At 65.4% G+C, this 26,606-nt stretch carries 25 protein-coding genes; 10 read left to right on the top strand and 15 right to left on the bottom strand.

All coding sequences use genetic code 11. From position 1 onward, the window contains the following. Positions 1-2 precede the first annotated feature (2 nt). The 4 genes from SS05631_RS13150 to SS05631_RS13135 all read right to left on the bottom strand — a co-directional run bounded on the left by SS05631_RS13150 (position 3) and on the right by SS05631_RS13135 (position 5,214). Entirely contained in the window at positions 3-1,283 is a 1,281-nt protein-coding gene (locus tag SS05631_RS13150) for a dihydrolipoamide acetyltransferase family protein (protein WP_037414268.1), read from the bottom strand. 2 nt (positions 1,284-1,285) lie between these two features. Further along, positions 1,286-2,299 (bottom strand): alpha-ketoacid dehydrogenase subunit beta, encoded by a 1,014-nt coding sequence (locus SS05631_RS13145; RefSeq protein ID WP_037414270.1) that lies wholly within the window; start codon positions 2,297-2,299, stop codon positions 1,286-1,288. 1 nt (position 2,300) lies between these two features. Next, a complete protein-coding gene (locus SS05631_RS13140) occupies positions 2,301-3,533 on the bottom strand; it encodes a 3-methyl-2-oxobutanoate dehydrogenase (2-methylpropanoyl-transferring) subunit alpha (RefSeq protein ID WP_037414272.1) in 1,233 nt (410 codons plus the stop codon). Positions 3,534-3,882: 349 nt separating this feature from the next. After that, positions 3,883-5,214, bottom strand: coding sequence for an FAD-binding oxidoreductase (locus SS05631_RS13135; RefSeq protein ID WP_037414274.1), 1,332 nt, complete (start codon positions 5,212-5,214; stop codon positions 3,883-3,885). 252 nt (positions 5,215-5,466) lie between these two features. On the opposite strand from SS05631_RS13135, the gene SS05631_RS13130 reads away from it, so the two are divergent. Further along, a complete protein-coding gene (locus tag SS05631_RS13130) occupies positions 5,467-6,204 on the top strand; it encodes an SDR family oxidoreductase (RefSeq protein WP_037414276.1) in 738 nt (245 codons plus the stop codon). Between the two features lie 45 nt (positions 6,205-6,249). After that, complete coding sequence (locus tag SS05631_RS13125; RefSeq protein WP_050988173.1) at positions 6,250-6,660, top strand: winged helix-turn-helix domain-containing protein; 411 nt, start codon at positions 6,250-6,252, stop codon at positions 6,658-6,660. Here SS05631_RS13125 and modC read toward each other — a convergent pair. From modC to modA, 3 genes are all read right to left on the bottom strand, one after another. After that, entirely contained in the window at positions 6,657-7,724 is a 1,068-nt protein-coding gene (modC, locus tag SS05631_RS13120; RefSeq protein ID WP_037414280.1) for a molybdenum ABC transporter ATP-binding protein, read from the bottom strand. The genes SS05631_RS13125 and modC overlap by 4 nt on opposite strands. Next, positions 7,721-8,413, bottom strand: coding sequence for a molybdate ABC transporter permease subunit (gene modB / locus SS05631_RS13115; RefSeq protein ID WP_162109070.1), 693 nt, complete (start codon positions 8,411-8,413; stop codon positions 7,721-7,723). Before modB ends, modC begins: the two co-directional genes overlap by 4 nt. 104 nt (positions 8,414-8,517) lie before the next feature. Beyond that, entirely contained in the window at positions 8,518-9,303 is a 786-nt protein-coding gene (gene modA, locus SS05631_RS13110; RefSeq protein WP_037414396.1) for a molybdate ABC transporter substrate-binding protein, read from the bottom strand. Positions 9,304-9,505: 202 nt separating this feature from the next. On the opposite strand from modA, the gene ung reads away from it, so the two are divergent. The 6 genes from ung to SS05631_RS13080 all read left to right on the top strand — a co-directional run bounded on the left by ung (position 9,506) and on the right by SS05631_RS13080 (position 14,825). Next, positions 9,506-10,231, top strand: coding sequence for a uracil-DNA glycosylase (gene ung / locus SS05631_RS13105; protein WP_037414284.1), 726 nt, complete (start codon positions 9,506-9,508; stop codon positions 10,229-10,231). A gap of 188 nt (positions 10,232-10,419) precedes the next feature. Continuing rightward, entirely contained in the window at positions 10,420-11,190 is a 771-nt protein-coding gene (gene cobF / locus SS05631_RS13100) for a precorrin-6A synthase (deacetylating) (RefSeq protein WP_037414285.1), read from the top strand. A 110-nt stretch (positions 11,191-11,300) separates the two neighbouring features. Further along, positions 11,301-12,665 carry a precorrin-3B synthase gene (gene cobG / locus SS05631_RS13095; protein ID WP_037414287.1) on the top strand — a complete coding sequence of 455 codons (1,365 nt, stop codon included), beginning with the start codon at positions 11,301-11,303 and terminating at the stop codon, positions 12,663-12,665. Between the two features lie 2 nt (positions 12,666-12,667). After that, a complete protein-coding gene (locus tag SS05631_RS13090; protein WP_037414288.1) occupies positions 12,668-13,300 on the top strand; it encodes a precorrin-8X methylmutase in 633 nt (210 codons plus the stop codon). Further along, positions 13,297-14,064, top strand: a complete 768-nt coding sequence (locus SS05631_RS13085; protein WP_037414290.1) for a precorrin-2 C(20)-methyltransferase — start codon at positions 13,297-13,299, stop codon at positions 14,062-14,064. The genes SS05631_RS13090 and SS05631_RS13085 overlap by 4 nt, the downstream gene beginning before the upstream one ends. Beyond that, positions 14,061-14,825 (top strand): precorrin-3B C(17)-methyltransferase, encoded by a 765-nt coding sequence (locus tag SS05631_RS13080; protein WP_037414292.1) that lies wholly within the window; start codon positions 14,061-14,063, stop codon positions 14,823-14,825. The genes SS05631_RS13085 and SS05631_RS13080 overlap by 4 nt, the downstream gene beginning before the upstream one ends. Here the strand turns inward: SS05631_RS13080 and SS05631_RS13075 are convergent. Further along, positions 14,789-15,589 (bottom strand): cobalt-precorrin-6A reductase, encoded by an 801-nt coding sequence (locus SS05631_RS13075; protein WP_037414397.1) that lies wholly within the window; start codon positions 15,587-15,589, stop codon positions 14,789-14,791. The two genes, SS05631_RS13080 and SS05631_RS13075, sit on opposite strands and share 37 nt — an antisense overlap. On the opposite strand from SS05631_RS13075, the gene SS05631_RS13070 reads away from it, so the two are divergent. After that, positions 15,567-16,799, top strand: a complete 1,233-nt coding sequence (locus SS05631_RS13070; protein ID WP_037414294.1) for a bifunctional cobalt-precorrin-7 (C(5))-methyltransferase/cobalt-precorrin-6B (C(15))-methyltransferase — start codon at positions 15,567-15,569, stop codon at positions 16,797-16,799. The two genes, SS05631_RS13075 and SS05631_RS13070, sit on opposite strands and share 23 nt — an antisense overlap. A 26-nt stretch (positions 16,800-16,825) precedes the next feature. Then, positions 16,826-17,584, top strand: coding sequence for a precorrin-4 C(11)-methyltransferase (gene cobM / locus SS05631_RS13065; protein WP_037414296.1), 759 nt, complete (start codon positions 16,826-16,828; stop codon positions 17,582-17,584). Between the two features lie 7 nt (positions 17,585-17,591). On the opposite strand, the gene mnhG is transcribed toward cobM, so the two are convergent. From mnhG to SS05631_RS13030, 7 genes are all read right to left on the bottom strand, one after another. Beyond that, positions 17,592-17,963: a monovalent cation/H(+) antiporter subunit G gene (gene mnhG, locus SS05631_RS13060; RefSeq protein ID WP_037414297.1), complete on the bottom strand. Its 372-nt coding sequence runs from the start codon at positions 17,961-17,963 to the stop codon at positions 17,592-17,594. Beyond that, complete coding sequence (locus SS05631_RS13055) at positions 17,960-18,241, bottom strand: K+/H+ antiporter subunit F (protein WP_037414300.1); 282 nt, start codon at positions 18,239-18,241, stop codon at positions 17,960-17,962. The genes mnhG and SS05631_RS13055 overlap by 4 nt, the downstream gene beginning before the upstream one ends. Further along, on the bottom strand, positions 18,238-18,723 hold the full coding sequence (locus tag SS05631_RS13050; RefSeq protein WP_037414302.1) for a Na+/H+ antiporter subunit E: 486 nt from the start codon (positions 18,721-18,723) through the stop codon (positions 18,238-18,240). The genes SS05631_RS13055 and SS05631_RS13050 overlap by 4 nt, the downstream gene beginning before the upstream one ends. A gap of 2 nt (positions 18,724-18,725) precedes the next feature. Beyond that, positions 18,726-20,372 (bottom strand): monovalent cation/H+ antiporter subunit D, encoded by a 1,647-nt coding sequence (locus SS05631_RS13045; protein ID WP_037414303.1) that lies wholly within the window; start codon positions 20,370-20,372, stop codon positions 18,726-18,728. After that, positions 20,338-20,688, bottom strand: coding sequence for a Na+/H+ antiporter subunit C (locus SS05631_RS13040; RefSeq protein ID WP_037414305.1), 351 nt, complete (start codon positions 20,686-20,688; stop codon positions 20,338-20,340). Before SS05631_RS13040 ends, SS05631_RS13045 begins: the two co-directional genes overlap by 35 nt. After that, the gene (locus SS05631_RS13035; RefSeq protein ID WP_095677993.1) at positions 20,688-23,603 is read right to left on the bottom strand and encodes a monovalent cation/H+ antiporter subunit A; all 2,916 of its coding nucleotides are present in this window, start codon (positions 23,601-23,603) and stop codon (positions 20,688-20,690) included. Before SS05631_RS13035 ends, SS05631_RS13040 begins: the two co-directional genes overlap by 1 nt. Positions 23,604-23,849: 246 nt before the next feature. Further along, positions 23,850-26,513 (bottom strand): EAL domain-containing protein, encoded by a 2,664-nt coding sequence (locus SS05631_RS13030; protein WP_050988174.1) that lies wholly within the window; start codon positions 26,511-26,513, stop codon positions 23,850-23,852. Positions 26,514-26,606: the final 93 nt, after the last annotated feature.

Below are 26,606 nucleotides of genomic sequence, written 5' to 3'. Positions count from 1 at the left end.
CCTCACCCCTCAACGAAAATCAGTGCCGGCGTTTCGAGCAGCGTCTTCAGGCGCTGCACGAAGGTGGCGGCGTCCCAGCCGTCGATGACGCGGTGGTCGAAGCTCGACGACAGATTCATGATCTTGCGCGGCACGAATTGCGTCCCGTCCCAGACCGGCCGGACGGCGATCTTGTTGACGCCGACGATCGCCACCTCCGGGTGATTGATGACCGGGGTCGATGCGATGCCGCCAAGCGCACCGAGCGAGGAGATGGTGATCGTCGAGCCGATCAGCTCGTCGCGGGTTGCGGTGCCGGTGCGGGCCGCTTCGGCCAGCCGGTTCAATTCGGCAGCGCAGTCCCAGATACCGCGCGCCTCGGCATGGCGTACGACCGGCACGGTCAGGCCGGCCGGCGTCTGCGTGGCGATGCCGATATGGACGGCCGCGTGACGATGGACGATGCCAGCATGATCATCGAAGATGGCATTGACGCCCGGCTGGTCGGCGACGGTCCGGACCAGCGCCCGCATCAGGAAAGGCAGGATCGTCAGCTTCGGCTGATCCGGCTTGCGGTCGCGGTTCATCGTCGCCCGCAGATCCTCGAGCGCCGTCATGTCCACTTCCTCCACATAGGTGATATGGGGGATGCGCGACGTGGAGAGCGACATTTTCTCGGCGATCCGGCGCCTCAGGCCGGCTATCTTGACCTCCTCGACCGCCGTCTTGCGGGCGAGGCCGACCTGGGCCGGCAGCGGTTCGGCCCCGCGGCTGATGAAGAGGTCGAGATCCTCATGGGTGATGCGCCCGGCCGGTCCGGTCCCGATCACCTGCCGAAGATCGACGCCGCTCTCCCGGGCGCGCAGCCGGACTGCCGGCGAAGCCAGCGGCTTCTTCGCGATGTCTGCCGCCTCACGTAGGGCCGGCGCCGGTCGGGACTCGACCTTCTCAAGCTTTGGCGGCGTCTTGGGGGCTTGTGGTGCGGAGACTGCGACAGGCTCTTCCAGCACGGCTTCGGCGAGCGCCTCCGGAACGCTGTCCGGCGGGGGTTCGCCAGCCTCGCCGGCAGTCTCGATCCGTACAAGCGGCGCCTTCACGGCAACCGTGTCGCCGATCTCTGCGCCGAGCCAGAGGACCTTGCCGGAAACAGGCGAGGGGATCTCGACCGTCGCCTTGTCGGTCATCACGGCGGCGAGCACCATGTCCTCGCGGACCGGATCGCCGGGCTTGACGTGCCATTCGACGAGTTCGGCCTCGGCAACGCCTTCGCCGACATCCGGCATCTTGATGATGAATTCGCCCACGGTCAGCCCTCCATAGCTTCGGTGAGCGCGCGACCGACGCGCGCCGGACCGGGGAAATAGTCCCATTCCTGGGCATGCGGGTAGGGCGTATCCCAGCCGGTCACCCGGACGACCGGAGCCTCGAGGTGATAGAAGCAGTGCTCCTGAACGAGGGCGACGAGCTCGCCCCCGAAGCCGGATGTCAGCGTCGCCTCGTGCACGATGACGCAGCGTCCGGTCTTGGTGACGGACCGCACGATCGTTTCGAGATCGAGCGGCAGCAGGCTCCGCAGATCGATGACTTCCGCATCGATGCCGGTCTCCTCCACGGCGGCGAGTGCCACATGCACCATGGTTCCATAGGCGATCACGGTGACTGCCGAACCCTTGCGGCGGATCTCCGCCTTGCCGATCGGGATCGAGTAATGCCCCTCCGGCACGTCGCCGAGCTCATGCTTCGACCACGGGGTCACCGGGCGCTCGTGATGGCCGTCGAAGGGGCCGTTATAGAGCCGCTTCGGCTCCAGGAACATCACCGGGTCCGGATCCTCGATCGCCGAGATCAGCAGGCCCTTGGCATCATAGGGGTTCGACGGCACGATGACTTTCAGGCCGCAGACATGGGTGAAGAGCGCTTCCGGGCTCTGGCTGTGGGTCTGGCCGCCGAAGATGCCGCCGCCGGTCGGCATGCGCACGACGATCGGACAGGTGAAGTCGCCGTTCGAGCGGTAGCGGATGCGCGCCGCCTCCTGGGTGAGCTGGTCATAGGCCGGATACATGTAGTCGGCGAACTGGATCTCGACGCAGGGTTTCAACCCATAGGCCGCCATGCCGATGGCGGTGCCGACGATGCCGGATTCGCTGATCGGCGCATCGAAGCAGCGGGTCTTGCCGTACTTCGCCTGCAGCCCCTGGGTGCAGCGGAAGACGCCGCCGAAATAGCCGACGTCCTCGCCGAAGACGACGACATCCTCGTCACGCCCCATCGAGACGTCCATGGCGCTGCGCACCGCTTCGATCATCGTCATTCTGGCCATGTCAGTACCCTGCCTTCTGCCGCTGACGGCGGATATGCGGCGGCATCTCGGCATAGACGCCCTCGAAAATGTCACGCACGGAGGGTCTGCCGCCGGCATGCAGCGTGCCGTGGCTCTCGGCTTCCTTCTGGGCCTGGATCACCTGATCCATGATCTCCGCCTCCGCCTGGGCATGCCGCTCATCCGACCAGGCGCCGCGCAGGATCAGGTGCTTCTTCAGCCGCAGCACCGGGTCGCCGAGCGGCCAGGCTTCCGATTCCGTCTTCGGCCGGTAGGCGCTCGGATCGTCCGATGTCGAATGGGCGCCGACCCGGTAGGTCACGTATTCGATCAGCGTCGGACCGAGATTGCGCCGCGCCCGCTCGGCCGCCCAGCGGGCGACTGCATAGACGGCGAGGTAGTCGTTGCCGTCGACGCGCAGCGCCGGAATGCCGAAGCCCAGGCCGCGCGCGGCAAAAGTGCCGGAGCCGCCGCGGGCGATGCCCTGGAAAGTGGAAATCGCCCATTGGTTGTTGACGATATTGAGGATGACCGGCGCCTTGTAGGTGGAGGCGAAGACCAGCGCGGAATGGAAATCCGACTCGGCCGTCGAGCCGTCGCCGATCCAGCCGGCGGCAATCCGGGTATCGTTCTTGATGGCCGAGGCCATCGCCCAGCCGACCGCCTGGACATATTGGGTGGCAAGGTTGCCGGAGATCGTGAAGAAGCCGTGCTCCTTCGACGTGTACATGACCGGCAATTGCCGGCCGTGGCAGGGATCCAGCTCGTTCGAGAAGATCTGGTTCATCATCTCGACCATCGGATAGTCGTCGGCGATCAGCAGCCCCGCCTGGCGATAGGTCGGAAAGTTCATGTCGCCCTTGCGGAGCGCTCTTCTGAAGGCGCAGCTCACCGCCTCCTCGCCGAGATGCTGCATGTAGAAGGAGGTCTTGCCCTGCCGCTGGGCCATCAGCATGCGGGCGTCGAAGGCCCTGAGCAGCATCATGTGGCGAAGTCCAGTCAAAAGCTCGTCGTCCGAGAGGAGGCCGGCCCAGGGGCCGACTGCCTCGCCCTCGCGGTTCAGCACCCGAATGATCGAGTAGGCGAGATCGCGGATCGCTTCCGGCTCCACGTCGACCTCGGGCCGCGGCACGGAACCGGCTTTCGGGATCTTGACGTTGGAGAAATCGGGCTGATCGCCGGGCCGGACGGCCGGTTCGGGGACATGCAGGCTCAGTCGGCTGAATTCATCCATGCGGGTTCCGGCCTCCCTTCCGGATTGCGCATCGCACGTGGGTCAACCGCTGAGCGAACGGTCTCGCGGTCGTGCGACGCCGATGACCATCGGCAATTGCCCGGGGCGCTCCTACGCCTCGGGCCGTGCAGGTCATAGACAACCCTCATTCTCCCAAAGGGTTACAGCCACAGACTGCCACGAGTTCGGGGTTTGATGAAGGGATTTCGGCAGCAGGCCGGACGTCCGGATGAAGAAAGACAGATTCGTGCCGGCGCCCGCGCCGGGCCGATTGCGGAGCCGCGACGGGCCCCCGGCGGCGCGTAATTTTCTTTCGTGATCGGCTCGTGGCAACGGACCAGAATCGCCGTCAGACGGGCGGTGCGAGCTCGATCGGCGTCCCGTCGGAGAATCGCGACAGTCGAAATTCGGTGGGATCGACGATCGGTCGGTCGCCGGTGACGAGGTCGGCCACCAGGTGTCCGGCACCGGGTCCGATACCGAAACCGTGGCCGGAAAAGCCGGTGGCGATGAGGAGGCCGGGCACAGCTTCTGCGTGCGAAATGACCGGCACCACATCGGGTGTGACGTCGATCAGCCCGGCCCAGATCTGCACTGGCTCGACCTGCCGTAGGACCGGCAGTGCGAGTCTCGCCGCTTCGAGGGCGGGTAGGACCGAGCGTGCATCCGGTCGCGGATCGAGGATGCGGTGCCGCTCGAAGGCGCCCGGGCGGTCGAGCGGAACGGGCGTGATCTCGAACTGTTCGCGCCAGCTCTGGGCGCTGAAGCCCACCTGGACCGAGTCCGGGTCGGCCCTCCGCACCGGCCGGAAGTCACGGAAGAAAGCCAGGCTGTCCGGGACGAGCGGATGCAGGTTCACACCGGCAGTGGCGATCGTATAGCCACCGTCGAGGCGCTTGCGATAGGCATAGCTTCCCGTTGCGCCGGCGCCGTCCGGCCCGCCTTCGACCGGGGCGGTCCTGAGCACCGTGTTGCGCACCTTCAACTGCGGCAGGCGGATGCCGACCCCCTTGCAGAAGAGCCGCGACCAGGCGCCGCCGGCAAGCACCACCGTCGCCGTTTCGATGCGGCCCTTCTCGGTGACGACCGCGCTGACTCGTCCGCCGCTCCGCTCGATGCCGCGCACGGCGCAACCGGTGACGATGGTCGCGCCGGCGCGGCGGGCTCCGGCCGCGATCGCCGGCACCGCCTTCTGCGGCTCGGCCCTGCCGTCGCTCGGCGTGTAAAGTGCGCCCTTGTAGCGGATAGCCGCGCCGCCCATGACCGCCTGGGTCTCGTCCGGGCCGATCTGCCGGCTGTCGACGCCATGCGGTTTGGCAAGCGCCAGCCAGGCATCGCGATTGGCGAGGTCCTGCTCCGTTTCCGATATGTAGAGGATGCCGCTGCGGCGAAAGCCGGTCTCGCCGCCGATGCGCGCATCGAGCGTGTCCCAGATCTTCAGCGAGGCCATCGCCATCGGGATCTCGCGCCGATCACGGCCCATAACCCGCACCCAGCCCCAGTTGCGGCTCGATTGCTCGCCGGCAAGCACGCCTTTTTCGCAGAGCACGACCTTGACGCCGCGTTCGGCCAGAAAAAGCGCCGTGCTGACCCCGATAATTCCACCGCCGATGATGACGACATCCGCTTTGCGCGGCAGCGACGGGTCGGTGACGACGGGATCAAGGGTGGGGCCGGGCATCGCATTTCTCGCAGAAGGGCAAGGGGCGGTTTTCTATCGCTGCAATTTTCGGCCGCCGAGATCAAGCCAGCAAGAGATCTCGCCAGCCTGTCATGCACAGCTCTATCATCGCCGGTGTTCTGTCTTTTTCCGATAAAAATACGCATTGTCCGGTTGACAGGCCGTCAGGCTTCGATGTCTGTTGAGAAGCGAGATGCGGGGCGGCAGAGCAGGCGCCCGCTGACAAATCATACCGGATCGATGAGGCGGACAATGAGCGGACTTCTTGCGGGCAAGCGTGCTGTGATCACGGCTGCGGCACAAGGTATCGGCCGCGCGGCGGCCGAGGCGTTCAGCCGGGAAGGGGCGTTGGTGATCGCAACCGACATCAACGAGGACAAGCTCGCCGAGCTCGCAGCCACCGGGATTGAATTGGCGAAGCTCGACGTGCTGAGCGAAGCGGCGATCGCCGATTTTGCGGCGCGCACCGGTCCTGTCGACGTCCTCTTCAACTGCGCCGGCTTCGTCCATGCCGGCACGATCCTGGAAGCGAGCGACAAGGATTACGACTTCGCCTTCGATCTCAACGTCAAATCGATGTTCCGGATGATCCGCGCCTTCCTGCCGGGCATGGTCGAAAAGGGCGGCGGCTCGATCATCAACATGTCGTCGGTCGCCGGCGTGCCGATGGGCGTGCCGAACCGCTTCGTCTATTCCGCCAGCAAGGCGGCGGTCATCGGCCTCACCAAGTCGGTGGCGATCGACTTCATCGGCAAGGGCATTCGCTGCAACGCCATTGCGCCCGGCACGGTGCAATCGCCGTCGCTCGAGGAGCGGATGCGGGCGCAGGGCAACTACGAGGAGGCGCGCGCCGCTTTCATCGCCCGCCAGCCGATGGGCCGGCTCGGCACGCCGGAGGAAATCGCCGCGCTCGCCGTCTATCTCGCCAGCGACGCTTCGGCCTATACGACCGGCCATGTGCATGTAGTCGACGGCGGCATGAGCCTCTGAGCGCAGGCCTTTTCGCCGCCTACCGCAATGTCTATGCTGCGGCGCATGCCCAAAGCCGACAAAGAGCTTCGCCTCGTCCTGCGCATCGATTTCCCGCCCGAGGGTCGCCTCGGGCGCGGCAAGATCATGCTTCTCGAACTGATCCGCGAGACCGGGTCGATCTCCGCCGCCGGCCGCGCCATGGACATGTCCTATCGGCGTGCCTGGCTGCTGGTCGATGCGCTCAACCGGATGTTCGAGGAGCCCGCAGTCGAGTCGCAGCGGGGCGGCAAGCAGGGCGGGGGTGCGGCGCTTACCGTCTTCGGCGAGACGCTGATCGAGCGCTTTCGGGGGATGGAAGCCAAGGCGAGGAGCGCGATCGCAGAAGACCTCGACTGGCTGGAGGCGGCGCGATCGGGCGAAGCATCGCGCCGGACGGAAAGCTCATCCGCGAAACGACCTGCGCAACCGTCCTAATAGTCCAACGCGACCGTCTTGATGATCGCGTGGACGGGCTTGGCCGGCTCGAGCCCGAGCGTCTCGCGGGAGAGGGCGGTGATGCGGGAGACGATGACATTGCCGCCGCAGTCGACGCGGACGTCGACGCTGCCCTCCTGCGCCGGTGAAAGATCGATGATCGTTCCCTTCAGGACGTTGAGGGCGCTGATCCCTTCCGGTTTCGTGGTGGCGAGCATCACGTCGCGCCCGGCGATGTAAAGGCGGAGGCGATTGCCGGGTGTGGAGACGAGATGCGGTATGCGGATCAGGCATTCGCCGGCCAGCACCACCGTCAGTCGATGCTGGGAATCGTGGCTTACGACCACGCCTTCAACCAAGGCGCCTGTCTCCCGCCGCACGATCGCGGCCGCCGGCTGGTTGAGAATCGCGGACGCCGTGCCGGATGCCTTGACCCGGCCCTCCTCGATCACCACGATGCGCTCGGCCAGCCGCCCCACCTCCGCGACGGAATGGCTGACATAGACGATCGGTATCTTGGTCTCATCGCGCAGCCGCTCGAGATAGGGCAGGATCTCCGCCTTTCTGGCCTCGTCGAGGGCGGCGAGCGGCTCGTCCATCAGCAGCAGCCGGGGTGCTGCAAGCAGCGCCCGCCCAACGGCGACGCGCTGGCGTTCGCCGCCAGAGAGAGTCGAAGGACGGCGCTCGAGCAGATCTCCGATGCCGAGCATTTCGACGACCTTGTGGAACTCGGAGGCGGATTTGCCGGCGCCGGCGAACCAGCGCCCATAGGCGAGGTTGTGGCGGACGCTCAGATGCGGAAAGAGCCGGGCCTCCTGGAAGACATAGCCGAAGTGCCGGCGGTGAACGGGGGTGAAGAGCCGCTCCTCGCTGTCGGCGATCACATCGCCGTCGAGAACGATGCGGCCCCGATCGGGTCGCAGCAGCCCGGCGACGATGTTGATCAGCGAAGTCTTGCCGGAGCCGGAACGGCCGAAAAGCGCCGTCACGCCGCCCTCCGAGCGGAAGGCGGCGTCGATGGCGAATGAGCCAATCCGGTGGCGCGCTTCGACCTCGAGGCTCATGCGGCGACCGTCCGTCGCGCCGCCGCGACGGCGAGGAATTCCGACAGCATCAGCGCCGTCATCGAAAGAATGATGGAGATGATGGCGAGCCGCATGGCGCCGGCGTCGCCGCCCGGCACCTGGGTGAAGCTGTAGATCGCCGCGGAAAGCGTCTGGGTCTCGCCGGGGATGTTCGAGACGAAGGTGATCGTCGCGCCGAATTCGCCCATCGCCTTGGCGAAGGAAAGGATCATGCCGGCGACGATACCGGGCAGAATCAGCGGCAAGGTCACGGTCAGGAACACCCAGATCGGATTGGCGCCGAGCGTTGAGGCGGCGTCCTCCAGCTTCCGGTCGACCGCTTCGATCGACAGCCGGATGCTGCGCACCATCAGCGGAAAGCCCATGACGGCGCAGGCGAGTGCTGCACCCGTCCAGCGGAAGGAAAAGACAAGGCCGAAATTGTCGGCGAGGAAGGCGCCGATCGGTCCGCGCCGGCCGAACAGCAGGAGCAGCACGAAGCCGGTGACGACCGGCGGCAGGATCAGCGGCATGTGCACGAGGCCGTTCAGGATCGACCTGCCCCAGAAGCGACCGCGTGCCAATGCCATGGCGACGAGAAGCGCGACCGGCAGGCTCGAAAGCATTGCGACCGTTGCCACCCGCAGGCTCAAGCGGACGGCCGTCCATTCCGCGTCGCTCAAGACCATCCAGTCCAATTTTATGCTCCCGTCATAGAGGTGCCGCGCCGTGCACCGATTGCATGCACGACGCGAACACGTTCTGCCCGGTCGAAGGCCGGTGGCGCAAGACCCTATTCAAGCACGATGAACCCCTGGGCTTGGAAAAACGCCGCGGCCTTGGGCGACTTGACGAATTCGAGATAGGCAGCCGCGTCCGGGTTCTTGCTCTCTGCGGTGATCGCTATCGGGTAGATGATCGGCGAGTGGCTGTATTCCGGAAAGGTGCCGACAACCTTCACGCCCGGATCGGCGGCCGCGTCCGTCTGATAGACGATGCCATAGGGGGCCTCGCCGCGCGAAACGAGAAGCAGGGCGGCGCGCACGCTTTCGGCTCCCGCGACTTTTGCTTCGACCGTCGGCCAGATGCCGAGCTTTTCGAGTGCGGCCTTGCCGTATTTGCCGGCGGGAACCGAATCGACGGCGCCCATTGCCAGGCGTCCTTCGCCGAGAAGAGCGGCGAGGTCTAGGCCCGGCTTGATCTCGACAGGCGCGGCGTCGGTGTTGCCGGAAACGAGGACGAGACGGTTGCCAAGCAGGTTGGAGCGGATGTCGTCCTTGATCAGCTTCTTCTCGGCAAGGTAATCCATCCAGGCGAGATCGGCCGAGATAAAGATATCGGCAGGCGCGCCCTGTTCGATCTGCTTGGCGAGCGCCGAGCTTGCCGCATAGGAGGCGGTCGTCTCCTTGCCCGTCTCGTCTTTCCATTTGGCGTTGACCGCGTCGAGGGCATTCTTCAGGCTTGCCGCGGCAAATACCGTAACTTTTTCTTCCGCCTGGGCAGGAGCCAATGCTGCGCCAGCCAAAATCAGGCCGAGCGCCAGCATCAAACCCTTAAGCCAATGTCTCCCTCCCCTCATCGCATTTGCCTCCATCTCTCTCGTGATATTTTGCAGGATATAACGGTCTCTCCGTTCTCGTTAGCGCTATATCGGACGAAATACAATGCTCTGCCAGAAGGCTAATCGAAGCAGTGAACGGAACGGGCTAAATCCGGCGCGCATGCTTGCAGTGGGCAATAGCGGGGCTAAATTCCGGAGCGACGAAGAACGAGGCGAATCCATGGATGCGACGATCAGGCTAGAAGAGAGCTGGAAGACGGCGTTGGCGCACGAATTCCTCCACGGCTATATGACCGATCTCAAGCGCTTCCTGTTGGACGAGAAGCAGCAGGGCCGACAGATCTTTCCGAGAGGCAGCGAATATTTCCGGGCGCTTGACCTGACCCCGCTCGACAAGGTTCGGGTCGTGATACTCGGCCAGGACCCCTATCACGGCGACGGTCAGGCGCATGGACTCTGCTTCAGCGTCCGGCCGGGCGTGCGTACCCCGCCGTCGCTGGTCAACATCTACAAGGAGCTTCGCGACGATCTCGGCATTCCGCCGGCCCGCCATGGCTTCCTTGAAAGCTGGGCGCGCCAGGGCGTGTTGCTCCTGAACAGCGTGCTGACGGTCGAGCGGGGCCGGGCGGCGTCGCATCAGGGCAAGGGCTGGGAACGCTTTACCGATGCCGTCATCCGCGCCGTCAACGAACAGGCCCAGCCGGTCGTCTTCATGCTCTGGGGCTCCTATGCGCAGAAGAAAGCGGCCTTCGTCGACCGCTCCCGCCACCTGGTGTTGACCGCGCCGCATCCGTCGCCCCTGTCGGCACATTCCGGCTTCCTCGGCTGCAGGCATTTCTCCAAAGCCAATGCCTTTCTCACGTCGAAGGGGCTCGATCCGATCGATTGGCGGCTGCCGGACGATCCTCCTCTCGCCGTCGATCGGCAGGCTGCGGCACCCTGCTGACGCCGTGGTGGCCTCTCCTGTCGTGCCTGGACCTTGCGCGGCCGGTCGCGATCCGCCAAAGACTGGCGTCTAAAGCGGGCGCGCTCAAACATGCGACGCGCTTTAGGGATTTGTTTTGTGCATGTCGGTGCCCCAAAACCGCTGCACACTTTTGGGCGACATGCACTGCGCGTAGCGGGAGAAACGGCATGCGGCATATCCTGATCATCGGGATCGGGGCGGGCAACCCCGAACACATCACGGTCCAGGCGGTCAATGCACTGAACCGCGCCGACGTGCTCTTCATCCCGACCAAGGGTGCGAAGAAGACGGAGCTTGCCGAGGTGCGCCGCGACATCTGCGCCCGCTACGTGACGCGCAGCGACAGCCGGACCGTTGAATTCACCGTGCCGGTCCGTCGGACCGAGGGACGCAGCTACGTCCAAGGCGTCGATGATTGGCATGCGAGCATCGCCGCCACTTATGAGGCGCTGCTCGAGAGCGAACTCGCGGACGGGCAGACCGGCGCCTTTCTCGTCTGGGGCGATCCGATGCTCTATGACAGCACGATCCGCATTGTCGAAAGGGTTCGTGCGCGGGGCAGCGTGGCCTTCGACTTCGAGGTAGTTCCCGGTATCACCAGCCTTCAGGCGCTTTGCGCCAGCCATCGCATTCCGCTCAACCTCGTCGGCAAGCCCGTGGAGATCACCACCGGTCGCCGGCTTGCCGAGAGCTTTCCGCACAAAAGCGAGACGGCCGTCGCCATGCTCGATGGCGAACAGGCGTTTCAGAAGATCGACGATCCGGATGCGGAGATTTACTGGGGCGCCTATCTCGGTACGCCGGACGAGATCGTCATTTCCGGGCGTCTCGCCGACGTAAAGGAAGAAATCCTGAAGGCAAGGGCCGACGCGCGCGAGCGCATGGGCTGGATCATGGATATCTATCTGCTGCGCAAGGGTGCGGACTTCGACGAGTAGACGCCGCTTGCCTGGGCTTTGATCTCTCTCAAGGAAGGCGGCTGTGATATAGGCTTTATCACAGACGCGGAGTGTGTGCCCGCAATGCGCCCCGAGGATATTGGAACAGGATGACGAGCTGCGCTGCGCCCAGGTCACAAACTGAACCCGGCACATCGATGCGCCGCGGCGCCTGTCCGTCGCTCGCAGCGCCGATGCAGACCGGAGATGGTCTGCTCGTGCGGCTGCGTCCGGCGACCGGTGGGTTGACGCCCGCCGAGCTAAGGGCACTGGCTGAAGCGGCCGCAGACTGCGGCAGCGGCATTATCGAAGTAACCGCTCGGGGCAACCTGCAGGTCCGCGGGCTGATCGCCTCAAGCGTTCCGGCACTTGCCGCCGCGATCGGGGAGGCGGGAATCGCCGTTACAGACGGCGTCGCGATCGAGACGCCGCCGCTTGCCGGGTTCGATCCGCGCGAAATCGCCGACCCCCGGCCATTGGCCGCGGCCCTGCGCGACGCGATTGCCGAACGTCGTCCGGCGCTTGCGCTCGCACCGAAATTGTCCATCGTCATCGATGGGAATGGCCGCTTCCACCTGCGGGATGTCGCGGCCGATCTCCGCCTTGAGGCGCGGAACAGCGAGGATGGCCTTCGCTGGCTGCTGTCCTTCGGCGGCGCGGGACGCCCGGAGCGGCCGGTTGCGCTGCTGGAGGCGGAGCGGGTCGTCCCTGCGCTGATGGAAATTCTGGCGGAGCTCGATCATTTCGGCCCAGCCGCACGCGGTCGCGATCTTGATGCGGACGCCATCCGGCAGCGTTTATCCGCCGGCCTCGACCCCTTGCCGGCGGCCGGCGGCACCTCGCCATTCTTGCCGGCGGGCATTCACGACTTCGGCGACGGTCGCACCGTGCTCGGTGTCGCTCTTGCTTTTGCGCAAACCGATAGCGCCAGCCTCATCGCCTTCCTGCAAAGCGCCGGGGAATTGGGCGCAACGGAAATACGCCTCGCGCCGCGCCATGGTCTCCTCGTCCTCGGCCTGTCGCGGGAAGCTGCCGCCCTCGCGCAACAACTGGCGCTTTCCCATGGTTTCCTGGTTTCCGCCGATGATCCGCGAAATAACGTCGCCACCTGCGCCGGGCTTGCCTGCGCCTCGGCGCTGATGGACACCAAGGTGATGGCCGGGCTATTGCTCGAGGTCGGTGCCGACCTTCTCGACGGCTCGCTCGCAATCCATCTCTCGGGCTGTCCCAAGGGATGCGCCAGACCGGTAGCTTCTCCCCTGACGCTTGTCGGTGCGCCATCAGGATACGCGCTTGTCGTAAATGGGGCTGCTTCCGTCGCGCCGAGCGCCTACACCGATGAGGGCGGGATAAAAGCCGCGCTGGCCGCGCTCAATGCGCTGGTCAGGGAAAACAAAGACGCTGGCGAATCGGCGCGCTCCTGTCTTACACGGCTCGGGACGGCGCACATCGTCGACGCGTTTGAACAGGGATAGAAATGCCTGACTACGATTATATCCGCGATGGCAATGCCATCTACGAGCGTTCTTTCGCGATCATCCGGGCGGAAGCCGATCTTTCCGGCTTCTCGGAGGAGGAGGCCGATCTGGCGGTGCGCATGGTGCATGCCTGCGGTTCGGTGGAAGCGGCGCGTCAGTTCGTCTTCTCTCCCGACTTCGTCTCTGCCGCACGCGCGGCACTCAAGAACGGTGCTCCAATCTTCTGCGATGCGGAAATGGTCGTCCATGGCGTCACCCGGGCGCGGCTGCCGGCCGGTAACGAGGTGATCTGCTCGCTTCGCGATCCGCGCACGGCGGAGATCGCCGCCGAAATCGGCAATACGCGCTCGGCGGCGGCGCTCGAGCTCTGGGGCGAGCGGATGGCGGGCTCGGTCGTTGCCATCGGCAATGCGCCGACGGCGCTCTTCTATCTCCTGGAAATGCTACGCGACGGCGCGCCGAAGCCGGCGGCGATCCTCGGCATGCCGGTCGGCTTCGTCGGCGCGGCGGAATCGAAGGACGCGCTTGCCGAGAATTCCTATGGCGTTCCCTTCGCGATCGTTCGCGGCCGCCTCGGCGGCAGTGCAATGACGGCGGCGGCGCTGAATTCGCTGGCGAGGCCGGGGCTGTGAGCGCGGCGGGCCGACTGATCGGCGTCGGGACCGGTCCCGGCGATCCGGAGCTTCTGACCGTCAAGGCGGTGCGGGCGCTCGGCGAGGCGGATGTCGTCGCCTATTTCGCCAAGGCGGGGCGCAATGGCAACGGCCGCGCCGTCGTCGAGGGACTTTTGAAGCCCGACCTGGTGGAACTGCCGCTCTACTATCCGGTGACGACCGAGATCGACAAGGGCGACGAGGCCTACAAGCGGCAGATCACCGACTTTTACGATGCCTCCGCGGAAGCGGTAGCCGTGCATCTCAAGGCCGGTCGGACCGTCGCCGTTTTGAGCGAGGGCGACCCGCTGTTCTACGGTTCCTACATGCACCTGCACGTGCGGCTCGCAGGCCGGTATCCGGTCGAGGTCATTCCCGGGATCACGGCGATGTCCGGCTGCTGGTCGGTTGCCGGCCTGCCGCTGGTGCAGGGGGATGACGTTCTCTCGGTTCTTCCCGGCACGATGGGCGAGAAGGAGCTTCAGCGCCGCCTCGCCGACACTGAAGCCGCTGTGATCATGAAGGTCGGGCGCAACCTGCCGAAGATCCGCCGCGCCCTTGCGGCGGCAGGCAAGCTCGAAGCTGCCGTCTATGTCGAGCGCGGCACGATGACGAACGCGGCGATGATTCCGCTCGGCGACAAGCCGGACGACGAGGCGCCATATTTTTCGCTGGTCCTGGTTCCCGGTTGGAAGGATCGGCCCGGCTGGAAGGATAGGCCCGGTGCGGAGGGCAGGTCATGACCGGCAAGCTCTTCATCGTGGGCACCGGCCCTGGCAATCCGGCGCAGATGACGCCGGAGGCGCAGGATGCGATTGCCGTTGCGAGCGAATTCTTCGGCTATGGCCCCTATCTCGACCGGCTGCATCTGAGAGCCGACCAGCGCCGGATCGCCTCCGACAATCGCGAAGAGCTGGACCGGGCGAGAGCCGCGCTGACGCGCGCCAGCGCCGGCGTCGATGTCTGCGTCGTCTCCGGCGGCGATCCGGGCATCTTCGCGATGGCCGCCGCCGTCTGCGAGGCGATCGACACGGGGCCGGAGGCGTGGCGGCAGGTCGATCTCACGATCACCCCTGGCGTCACCGCCATGCTCGCGGTGGCGGCGCGGATCGGTGCGCCCCTCGGCCACGATTTCTGCGTCATGTCGCTGTCGGACAATCTGAAGCCCTGGGAGGTCATCACCAGGCGGCTGCGGCTCGCGGCGGAAGCGGGACTGGTCATCGCCCTCTACAACCCGATCAGCAAGGCGCGTCCCTGGCAACTCGGCAAGGCCTTCGATGTCCTTCGCGAGGCCCTGCCGCCCCGCGTGCCGGTGATCTTCGGCCGGGCGGCCGGGCGGCCGGACGAGCACATCGCGGTGATGCCGCTCGGCGAAGCCGATGCCGACCGCGCCGACATGGCAACCTGCGTGATCATCGGCTCGCCGGAGACGCGGATCGTTGCCCGTAGCGGCAAACAGGATCTCGTCTACACGCCGCGGTCCTTCACCGGGGATAGGAATTGATGAATGCGTTCGAGCGCCTCATCGCAGGTGGAGACCGTCGGCACATCGGCGGGCTTGTGGCGCTCGACCATCACCACCTCGAGCCCGAGCTTCCGGGCGGCGGCGATTTTGCCGTAGGTGGCGGTGCCGCCGCTGTTCTTGGCGACGATGACATCGATCGCATGCTCTCGGAGCAGCTTGAGCTCGTCCGTCTCGGCGAAGGGGCCGTGCGCGAGGATCGCGGTAGCATCGGGAAGGCTCAGCGGCGGCGTCACCGGATCGACGCTGCGGACGAGATAGCTGTGCTGCGGCGCCTTTTCGAAAAGGAAGGCCTCTTGGCGGCCGATCGCCAGAAAGACGCGGCGCGGCAAGGCGCCAAGGGCCGACACCGCCTCGGCGACGCTTGCGACACGCGCCCAGCGATCGCCCGGTTGTGCCTCCCAGGCGGGCCGGCGCAGCGCGAAGAGCGGCGTTCCGGTCGCCGCCGCGGCGGTCGCTGCATTGTGGGAGATCCGCGCCGCAAAGGGATGGGTCGCATCTACCAGCAGGGAAACGTTTTCGAGCTCCAGGAAGACGGCCAGCCCTTCGGCGCCGCCGAAGCCGCCGACGCGCGTTGGCAATGGCTGCGGCCGCGGATCGGCGGTTCGGCCGGCGAGCGAGATCACCGCGTCGTAGCGCGGATCGGCCGCAAGGCGCTCGCCAAGGTGCCGCGCCTCGGTCGTGCCGCCGAGGATCAGGATGCGAGGTCTGCCCGTGGCTGACATGTCGAATAGCGGCTCGGCCATTGTCGCTCCCTGGTTGACCGTCATCGGGATCGGGGAAGATGGTGTAGCCGGTCTCGGCGACGAGGCCAAGCGGCTGATTGCGGCAGCCCCCGTCGTCTTCGGCGGCGTCCGTCATATAGAACTCGCCGCGTCCTTGATCCAGGGCGAGAGCGAAGCTTGGCAAAGCCCCTTTGAGAAATCGGTCGAGGCGATCGCTTCGAGGCGCGGCAGTCCCGTCGTGGTGCTCGCCTCCGGCGATCCCTTCCTCTACGGCGTTGGCGCCACGCTGGCGCGCCGCATCGACGCGAGCGAAATCCGGACGATCCCTGCGCCCTCGGCCTTCAGCCTTGCAGCCTCGCGGCTCGGATGGCCGCTGCAGGACGTGGCAACCGTCTCGCTGCATGGCCGCCCGCTCGACCTCATCCGGCCGCAGCTGCAGCCGGGCGCCCGCGTGCTGGCGCTGACCTCGGACGGGAACGGCCCGGCGGCGCTCGCCGGACTGCTCTGCGAAAGCGGTTTCGGTCGGTCGCCGCTTACCGTGCTCGAAGCGCTTGGCGGGGAACGGGAGCGCATCTCTCGGCACCTTGCCGCGAGCTTCGCGCTGGAAAACATCGCTGCTCTGAACGTCTGCGCGGTCGAGGTCGTCGCCGATGGAAGTGCACGCGTCCTGCCGCTTGCCGGCGGGCTCGACGATGCGCTGTTCGAGCATGACGGCCAGATCACCAAGCGCGAGGTCAGGGCGCTGACGCTCTCGGCGCTGGCACCGCGCAGGGGCGAGCTTCTCTGGGACATCGGCGCTGGCTCCGGCTCGATCGCCATCGAATGGATGCTGGCGAACCCGGCGATGCAGGCGATCGCCATCGAAGCTTCGCCCGAGCGGGCTGCGCGGATCGGCCGCAACGCCGCTCGCTTCGGCGTGCCCGGCCTGACGGTGATCGAGGGGCAGGCGCCGGAAGCGCTTCGCGGGCTCACCCGTCCGGATGTGATCTTCATCGGCGGCGGCGGCAGTGATGCCGGCGTCATGGAGGCGGCGATCGCCGCGCTTCCCTCCGGCGGCCGACTGGTCGCCAACGCCGTGACGACGGAAATGGAAGCGGTGCTGCTTGCCCATCACGCCCGGCTCGGCGGCTCTTTGATCCGGATCGACATCGCCCGCGCGTCGCCGGTCGGCACGATGACGGGCTGGCGCCCGGCCATGCCGGTGACGCAATGGTCCTGGGTCAAGGACTGAGCCGGGAATACTCAAGAGGATAGACAATGACCGTTCACTTCATCGGCGCGGGACCGGGCGCAGCAGACCTCATCACGGTCAGGGGGAGGGACCTGATCGGCCGCTGCCCCATTTGCCTCTATGCCGGCTCGATCGTCTCGCCGGAGCTCCTGCAATTTTGCCCGCCCGGCGCCCGCGTCATCGACACGGCGCCGATGTCGCTCGACGAGATCGAGGCGGAATATGTGCGCGCGGCCGAAGCCGGCGAGGATGTCGCGCGGCTGCATTCCGGCGACCTCTCAGTCTGGAGTGCGGTGGCCGAGCAGATACGGCGGCTAGAGAAACACGATATCGCCTATACGATGACGCCGGGCGTGCCTGCCTTCGCCGCCGCCGCGGCGACACTCGGCCGCGAATTGACCATTCCGGCGGTGTCGCAAAGCCTGGTGCTGACGCGCGTTTCCGGCCGTGCATCACCGATGCCGAACAGCGAGACGCTCGCCGCCTTCGGCGCCACCGGCTCGACGCTGGCGATCCACCTCGCCATCCATGCGCTCGACCGCGTCGTCGAGGAACTGACGCCGCTCTACGGCGCCGATTGCCCGGTGGCGATCGTCGTCAAGGCGTCCTGGCCGGATGAGCGCGTGCTGCGCGGCACGCTCGGCGACATTGCCGACCGGGTCGCCGCCGATCCGATCGAGCGCACTGCGCTGATCCTTGTCGGACCGGGGCTGGAAGCATCGGACTTCCGGGAGAGCTCGCTCTACGATCCTGTCTATCAGCGCCGCTTCCGCGGCCGCGAATAGAGCGGCATCATTCGGAGTCCAGTTCCGCGGCGGGCTTCGGCTTGCGCGGCACGTCCTGGCGGTTCTCGACGCGGTCGCGGTAAAGAGCCGCCTGGCCGAGCAGCATCAGCGTCACCGGCGTCGTCACCGTGACGAAGAAGATGATCAGCAGTTCGTGGAAGATCCAGCGGCTCTGCAGCACCGCGAAGCAGAGCATCGAGGCGAGGCAGATAAGAATCGTGCCGCCGCTGGTCGCGATTGTCGGGGCGTGCAGACGGTCGTAGAAGCTCGGCAGGCGCAACAGGCCGAGCGAGCCGATGAGCGTCATCGCGGCTCCGAGAAGCAGCAAGCCGCAGACGGCGATCGCCGCCCAGGCGGGCAGGTCGGCCAGATGGTTCATTCGATCACCTCGCCGCGCATGAGAAATTTCGCGAATGCGATGGAGGAGACGAAACCGATCAGAGCGATGATCAGCGCGGTCTCGAAATAGATCGAGTTGGCGGTGCGGATGCCGAAGGCAAGCAGCATCAGCATCGCGTTGATATAGAGCGTGTCGAGCCCGAGGATGCGGTCCTGGGCGCGGGGTCCCTTGATCATCCGGTAGAGCGCGAAGGCCATCGCCAAAGTGAGCATGACCTGGGCGAGCAGGATCGACCAGACGATTGCAAGCGCGATCATTGAAGTATCTCCTTCAGTCCTGCTGCGTAGCGCTTGACCGTTCGCCGCCACAGATCCTCGTTGTCGATATCGAGCACATGTATGAGCAGGCTCTTGCGGCGCCGGTCGTATTCGAGCCAGGCGGTGCCAGGCGTCGCCGTCAAGATGCAGGCGAGCAGCGCCAGCGCGTTCTCGTTTTCCAGATCGACGTCGACGCTCATGAAACCGGTGTTCGCCGGCCTGCCCCGGGCCCGCAGGATGATCCCCGCAACGGCGATGTTCGAACGAACAACGTCGGCGACGACCGCGAGCGCAAGGCCTCCCATGAGGCTTAGACGGTGCAGCCGCGATCGGGTCGGCTGCAGCTTCACCATGACCCAGCCGAGCAACGCGCTCAGGAAGCCGCCGACGATGATCGAGCCCGGCGCAACCGATTGGTTGAGCAACAACCACATGAAGAAGAGGGCAAGCGAAAACAGCGGGTAGGGAAGCCAGGCACGCATCGCTACTCTCCTCCCGCCGGGGGCGCGGAAAGGACTCGCTCGCTATGAACGAGGGGAGCAAGCAGATCGTCGGCGGTCGCCTGCATGTATCGCATCGCGGGGCCGGCCTGAAAGCTCAGGAAGACGCAGGCGGCGAGCAGGATGGCAACTGGCGTGATCTCGATGACGACGACGCGCGGTATGGTTCCCTCGATCGACGCCCAGAAGGTGCGGATGCCGACACGGTTCAGGGCGATCATGGCGGCGAGGCCCGAAAGGATGAGAAGTGCCACATAGATCCAGTCGGCGGCGGAAATCGCGATCGCCTGGTTCGCCTCGGGCACGTTGAAGAGCCCGCGCAGCAGTGCGAATTTGGCGATGAAACCCGAAAGCGGCGGCAGGCCTGACAGGAGAATGGCGCAGAGGCAGAAGCAGAGGCCGAGAATGGCCATCGTGCCCGGAATGGCGACGCCCACTTCCTCCTCTTCCTCATTCTCGTCGAAGTCGCCATAGGCTTCCATCGTCACCGCCAGAACGTCGGCGCCGGCATCGCGGCCGCGTTCGACGAGTTCGATGAGCAGAAAGAAGGCGGCGATCGTCAGCGTCGAGCTGACCAGATAGAGAAGCGCGCCGGCGAGCATTTCCGGTCGTCCGAGGCCGATCGCCGCAAGCAGCGTGCCCGAAGAGACGAGCACGGAATAGGCGGCGAGCCGGCCCATGGCCTGCGAAGCCAGCACGCCGATGGTGCCGAAGGCGATCGTCAGCATGCCGCCGGTCAGAAGCCAATCCTGGCCGAAACCGGCCGATGCGCCGGCGGCCGTGCCGAAGACGAGCATGTGCAGGCGGAGGATGACGTAGATGCCCACTTTCGTGAGTATGGCGAACACAGCGGCGACCGGTGGGGTCGCCGCTGCATAGGCCGCCGGCAGCCAGAAGCTCAGCGGCCACATGCCGGCCTTGACGAGAAAGGCGACGCCGAGCACCGCGGCGCCGGTTTCGACGAGCCGCCGGCTTTCCGGCGCGAGCGTGGCAAGCTTCGTCGCGAGATCCGCCATATTGAGCGTACCAGTGGTACCGTAGATCAGGCTGACGCCGATCAGGAACAGCGAAGAGGCGGCGAGATTGATGGCGACATAGTGCAGCCCGGCTTTGACGCGCAACGGGCCCGAGCCGTGCAGCAGCAGTCCGTAGGAAGCCGCCAGCATCATCTCGAAGAACACGAAGAGGTTGAACAGGTCGCCCGTCAGGAAGGCGCCGTTGAGACCGGCGACGAGCAGCTGGAACAGCGAGTGGAAATGGTGACCGGCCGTGTGCCAGCGGGCCATCGAATAGGCCTGGGCGGCAAGCGCCAGGCCGCTCGTAAGGCAGAGCATCAGCGCCGACAGCCGGTCGAGGACGAGGACGATGCCGAACGGCGCCGGCCAGTTGCCGAGCTGGTAGACGCCGGCGCCCGGCAGGCTGCCTTCGCCTGCCGCCGCAAGCCGCATCAGGATCATCGTGACGATGAAGACGACGAGCGTCGATGCGAAGCCGATCGCTCCCTTCAGCGTGCGCTCACGCTCGTCGATCGGGATCAGCATCGCCGCGACGCCAAGCGGCAGCAGGATCGGCAGGATTAGAAGATGGTGCAGCCAATCAGTCACCGCGCGGCGGCTCCCTTCCGTCGACATGGTCGGTGCCGGTGAAGCCGCGTGACGCGAGCAGCACGACGAGAAAGAGCGCGGTCATCGCGAAGCCGATGACGATCGCGGTCAGAACGAGGGCCTGCGGCACGGGATCGGTGTAGCGCAAGAGGTCGCCCGCGCCGCCGGGTTCGAGCACCGGCGGCGCGTTTACCCGGAGCCTCCCCATGCTGAAGATGAAGAGGTTGACCGCATAGGAGAGCAGCGCAAGTCCGACGATCACCTGATAGGTGCGTGGTCGCAGCAGAAGATAGACGCCCGATGCGGCGAGGGCGCCGATGCCGGCGGAGAGAATGAGCTCCATTATTGTGCCGCCTCCCTTTCAGGTCGCGCGGCCCGCGCATGGGCGCGCGCTGCGCGGCGGACCGACTGGTGCGCCAGCGCGATAAGCATCAGCACCGTGGCGCCGAGCACCAGAGAGAAGACGCCGAGGTCGAAGAGGATGGCGCTTGCGAGCGGAACCTTGCCGATGACCGGCAGGGTGGCATATTCGGCGCGCGATGTCAGGAACGGATAGCCGAAGAGCCAGGATCCGACGCCCGTCGCCAGGGCGACGAGCAGACCGATGCTCATCCAGCGAAGCGGGTGGATGCGCAGCCGCTCCTCCACCCAGCGGGTGCCGCCCGACATATATTGCAGGATGAAGCCGATCGACATGGCAATTCCGGCGGCAAAGCCGCCGCCCGGCAGGTCGTGGCCGCGCAGGAACAGATAGGCGGCGAGCATGCCGGTGACCGGGAACATCCAGCGCATGATCACCGAAGGGATGTGTAGATATTCAGCGACGCTGTCGCCCGCGGTCCGCTCCGGATGATCGTCGTCATAGGCGTTCTGCACTCGTTGCTGTTCGGGCGATTCCAGACTGTCCAGGTGCGGGCGGAAGCGCAGCAGCAGCGCAAAGACCGTGAGCGCGACGATGCAGAGGACGGCGATCTCCCCGAGGGTGTCGAAGCCGCGGAAATCCACCAGGATGACGTTGACGACATTCGTGCCGCCGCCCTCGTGGTAGGCCTGCCCGAGGAAGTAGCCGGCGATGGTCTCCGGTACCAGGGGCCGGGTCATCACCGTGTAGGCTACCAGCGCCACGCCGCCGCCCGCCATGGTGGCGAGCAGGAAGTCGCGCAGGCGCCGGAAGCGGACCTTCAGCGGAATATCCGCCGTCGCGGGCTCCTCGATGCGCTTCGGCAGCCAGCGCAGGCCGAGCAGGATGAGCACCGTGGTGACGATCTCGACGAGAAGCTGGGTGACGGCAAGGTCGGGAGCAGACAGCCAGACGAAGGTGAGGCAGGTGACGAGCCCGGCACCGCCGAGCAGTACGAGCGATGCCAAACGGTGGAATTTCGCCAGGATGGCCGAGCCGACTGCGCAGGCGATGCCGACACCCCAAAGCAGGGCGAAGGCCGGATCGATGCCGCGGACGACGAGCGGCGGCAGCCGAAAGCCGCCGATCGCGAGGGGCAAGGCACCGGCGAGGAGCGCCAGGAACACCAGGAGCCGCATCTGCGGCTGCAGATGGCGGGTGCCGAGGCGCTGCTCGAGCGAGCGGGCCCATTTCCACGACAGCGTCACCAGGACACGCTCAAAGATGCGCTGTCCCTGGAGCAGGCGGAAGACAGGCGGACCCTCAATGCCCGTCGCGAGATAGGAGCGCATCAGGAAATAGAGGCCGACGCCGCCCGACAGCGCCACGAAGCTCATGATCAGCGGAATGTTCAGGCCGTGCCAGACGGCAAGGCTGTAGCTCGGCGTATCCTCGCGCAGGATCGAAATCACGGCGGCGTCGAGGAAGGGCCCGATCGTTTGCGCCGGAATGATCCCGACGACCAGGCAGGCGAGCACCAGGAAATCGACGGGGGCGCGCATCCAGCGCGGCGGCTCGTGCGGTTTCTTCGGCAGGTCGGACGGCAGCGGCCCGAAGAAGACGCTGTGAATGAAGCGCAGCGAGTAGGTGACCGCAAACATGCTTGCAATCGTCGCGACATAGGGCGTTGCGGTGTCGAGCGCACTGACGAGATGCGTTTCGATCGCCTCGGCGAAGAACATTTCCTTCGACAGGAAGCCGTTGAGCAGAGGCACGCCGGCCATGGCGGCACTCGCCACCATGGCGAGCGTCGCGGTGATCGGCATGTAGTGAAAAAGTCCGCTCAGCCGGCGCATGTCGCGCGTGCCGGTTTCATGGTCGATGATGCCGGCGGCCATGAATAGTGAGGCCTTGAAGGTCGCGTGATTGACGATATGGAAGACCGCGGCGACGGCGGCCAGCGGGCTGCCGAGGCTCAGGAGAACGGTGATCAGCCCGAGATGGCTGATCGTCGAATAGGCGAGCAGCCCCTTCAAATCCTGCTGGAAGATCGCAAAATAGGCGCCGAGCAGCAGGGTCGTCAGTCCTGCAAGACCGACGATCCAGAACCAGGCCTCCGTGCCGGCCATCACCGGCCAAAGCCGCGCCAGCAGGAAAACGCCGGCCTTCACCATCGTCGCCGAATGCAGATAGGCGGAAACCGGCGTCGGTGCGGCCATGGCATGCGGCAGCCAGAAATGAAAGGGAAATTGCGCGCTCTTCGTCAGGGCGCCGAGCAGGACGAGAACCAGGATCGCGTTGTAGAGCGGATCGTTGCGGATCGCCTCGCCCGAGGCGAGCACGGTGTCGAGATCGTAGCTGCCGACGGCGCGTCCGATCAGGAGCAGGCCGACGAGCATCGCAAGGCCGCCCATGCCTGTCATCGTCAGTGCGATACGCGCGCCATCGCGGGCATGCGCGTTGTGATGCCAGTAGCCGATCAGCAGGAACGAAACGATACTCGTCATTTCCCAGAAGACCGCGAGCAGGATCAGGTTGCCGGAAAGCACGACGCCGAGCATCGATCCCATGAAGGCGAGAAACAGCGCGAAGAAGCGCGGCACCGGGTCTTCCTCGGCCATGTAATAGCGGGCGTAGAGGACGACCAAGAAGCCTATTGCGGTAATGAGCGCCGAAAAAAGCCAGGCAAACCCGTCCATGCGCAATTTGAAGTTCAACCCGAGTTCGGGGATCCAGTCGATCTCGAAGCGAAGCACGCCGCTGCCGGTGGCGACGAAGGGATAGAGGCCGGCGGTCACCAGGAAGCAGATGAGGGCGATCGCGCCAGCGAACCAGGCCGTGGCGCCGCGTTGATCGGACGGAAAGAAGATTGCGAGGAGGCTTCCCCCGAATGGGGCGAGAATGAAGACTGACAGCAATTTTTCCGCGTATTCGATCGTTCAGCCCTCTCGGTCTCGGGGTCTCGGAGATTGGAACGGCTGGTTCCGATGGGACGGCCGCCGAAGCAACGGTCACCAGGCATGCCCGGATGATCCGCGAAGCGGCAGAGGCATATGTTTTTATGACTTTTTTGCGCTCTACTGCCAAGCCTTCCGGCAGAGAAAAACACGGCCGTCCGGCGAGACAAATGCCCCGGAGCAGAGCGCCGCGTTTCCGAGGGAGCCCTAGGCGGCGCGCCACTTCCGCTCGAAGACGAAGGCCGCGAGATCGTTGGCGCTCATCGGCCGGGCGAAGGCATAGCCCTGCAGCCCGTGGCAGCCGAGTTGTTTGAGGATGGCGGCGTGTTCGAGCGTCTCGACGCCCTCGGCAATCACTTCTATGCCGAGCGAGGTGCCGATATCGATGATCGATTCGACCAGCCGGCGCTCCTGGGGTGACACGAGAATGGGCAGCACCAGTTGCCGGTCGATCTTCAGGCGGCGCGGCGTCAGCTTCAACAGGCTGAGGATGGAGGCGTAGCCGGTGCCGAAATCGTCGATCTCTATGTCGATGCCGAGTTCTTTGATGCGTCTGATGTTCGACAGCAGCGTCGTGTCGTTCTCGTCGAAAGAGATCGATTCGAGCAGTTCGAAGGAAAGCCGGCCCTCGGGTATCCGCATCTGCTCCAGCCGCTCGATCAGCCCCTCGTCGCGCAGGCGCGAATAGGAAAGATTGACCGACACCTTGGGGATGCGGATGCCGTTTGCCTCCCAGCGGCAGATCTGGAACAGCGCCTGTTCGAGGATCGCCTGGTCGATGGCTGCGACCACGTTGATGTCCTCGGCTGTCTTCAGGAAGGCATGCGGCCCGATCAGCCCCTTGGTCGGATGATCCCATCGCGCCAGCGCTTCGACGCCGATGACCTCCAGCGTCGCCGGGCAAAATTGCGGCTGGAAATGGGCGACGAATTCGTTCTGCTCAAGACCGCGAAGGATCTCATCGGCCGTCTGCTTCGTCTGGAACACGGCGGTCTTGAGCGCGCCGGTGAAGGTTTCGTGCCGGTTGCGGCCGCGCCTCTTCGCCTCGTAGAGGGCGATGTCGGCATTGACGAGGATGTGGGCGAGCTCGTCGGTCGCGGCGGCCTGGGCGGCGATGCCGATGCTGACGCCGATGCGGCATTCCTGGTCCTTGTAGCGAACTGGCGTGCTCATCGCCTCGATGATGCCCGAGGCGAGCGCCGCATCTTCCTCGGCGTTGCCGCCGGCACGAATGATGACGAACTCGTCGCCACCGATCCGCGCGACGAAGTCGTTCTCCCGCGCGCTCGAGCGCAGCAGTCCGGCGGCGTGCCTGAGAATCTCGTCGCCCGCAGCATGGCCCATGGTGTCGTTGATCTGCTTGAAACGGTCGAGATCGATATGGAAGATGCTGATCCTGTCCTTGGCGTCGAAGTGCCGCGTCCGGTCGGCAAGGATCTGGTCGAGGAAGCGTCGGTTCGGGAGTCCTGTCAGCGGGTCGTGCAGCGCGTTGAATTCCATCCGGTGCCGCGCCGCCTCCAGTTCGGCGCTATGCGCCTCGGCGAGGCGCTTGGCTTCCGAGAGTCTTGCCCGCGTTTCGACGTCGGCCGTCACGTCCCAGTTGACGCCGATGATCTTGCGGCTGCCGCCGGCGCCGATGTGAACCGAGCCGCTGGCGCGGATGTATCGGATGTCGCCGCCGGGCAGACGAATGCGGAATTCGGAATTATAGGCGCCGCCGCTTGCGACCGTCTTGGCGTATTCCGCCTTGGCGCGGGGAAGATCGTCGGGATGCAGCGCCTCTTTCCAGTCGTCGAAGGTTTCGCGGATAGAGGGGCCGACGCCGTAGAGCTCCTTCATGCGGTTGTCCCACAGCAGCTTGCCGGTGTCGATATCGAGTTCCCAGATGCCGATCTTGGACGTGTCGAGCGCAATCTTCAGGCGATGCGAAAGTTCGAGCAGTTGATCTTTGCTCTGCCGCAGGGCGCGGATATTTCGCTGGCGTTCCGTCGTCAGATAACCCGTGATGATCATCGGAACGACGATCATCAGGCCCCCGAGCACGATCAGGAGGCGGACCTGCAGGGCATTGTCCGGCGTCGGCGGCCATCCGCCCTTCGGTATCGCCGCCATCCGCCAGGAGCCGCCCGGCAGCGTCACGTCCACCTCCACCGGCGCCTTTCCGAAGATCGCCGGATCGCCGAAGAAAATCGCGCCATCGCGTCCCTGACCGCGGCCAGCAATGGCGATGTCGATACCGAGGGCCGAGGAGACGAGGCCACTGTCGCGATAGAGCTGGTCGATGTCGATGACCGCTGACACCAGGCCCCAGAAGCGCTTGCCGCCGCCGGCATTGGCCGTCACCGGAAAGCGGCCGATCAATCCGCGTCCGCCCTGGACGAGATCGACCGGCCCGGCAAGCACCATCTTCCCGCTTGCCACCACACGCATGACGGACTCGCGTTGCTTGTCGTTGTTGCGGTAGTTCAGGCCGATCGCCTTCTCGTTGCCCGCCAGCGGGTAGACCATCGAGACGATGAGATTGGGCGCTGCGGCGAGGTTGCGCAGTTGCGAGCGCTCGCTGAAGATGCTCTGCGCAAGTTCGCTGAAGCGCTGCTGGTGCATGTCGGGCTCGGTTGCAATCGTGCCGATCAGGCCGCGAACGAGCTGGATATTGCCGTTGACGCTGCTCTCCAGGCGCGAGCGTATCGGATTGAGTTCGTCCGCCACCTCGGAGCGCAGACGTGCTTCGAAAACGACCCGGTTCTGATTGTCGGCGAGAATACCGGCAATCAGCACGACGAAGGTGGCGATCAGCGCCGGGACGTAATTGAGCGTCAGAATCCGCGAGAGCCGGTATTTCCTGAAATATTTACCGTTTATTTTTGCCACAAGACGACCCTGCGAATGCGGACGGCGAGACAGACAGCCCGAATATTCCAAACTCTCCTTAATAATTCTTCATTCGGAACCGCTGAAATAGGC

The organism is Sinorhizobium sp. CCBAU 05631 (assembly GCF_002288505.1).
Lineage (GTDB): Bacteria > Pseudomonadota > Alphaproteobacteria > Rhizobiales > Rhizobiaceae > Sinorhizobium > Sinorhizobium fredii_C.
This window is presented reverse-complemented; position numbering and strand designations above follow the sequence as displayed.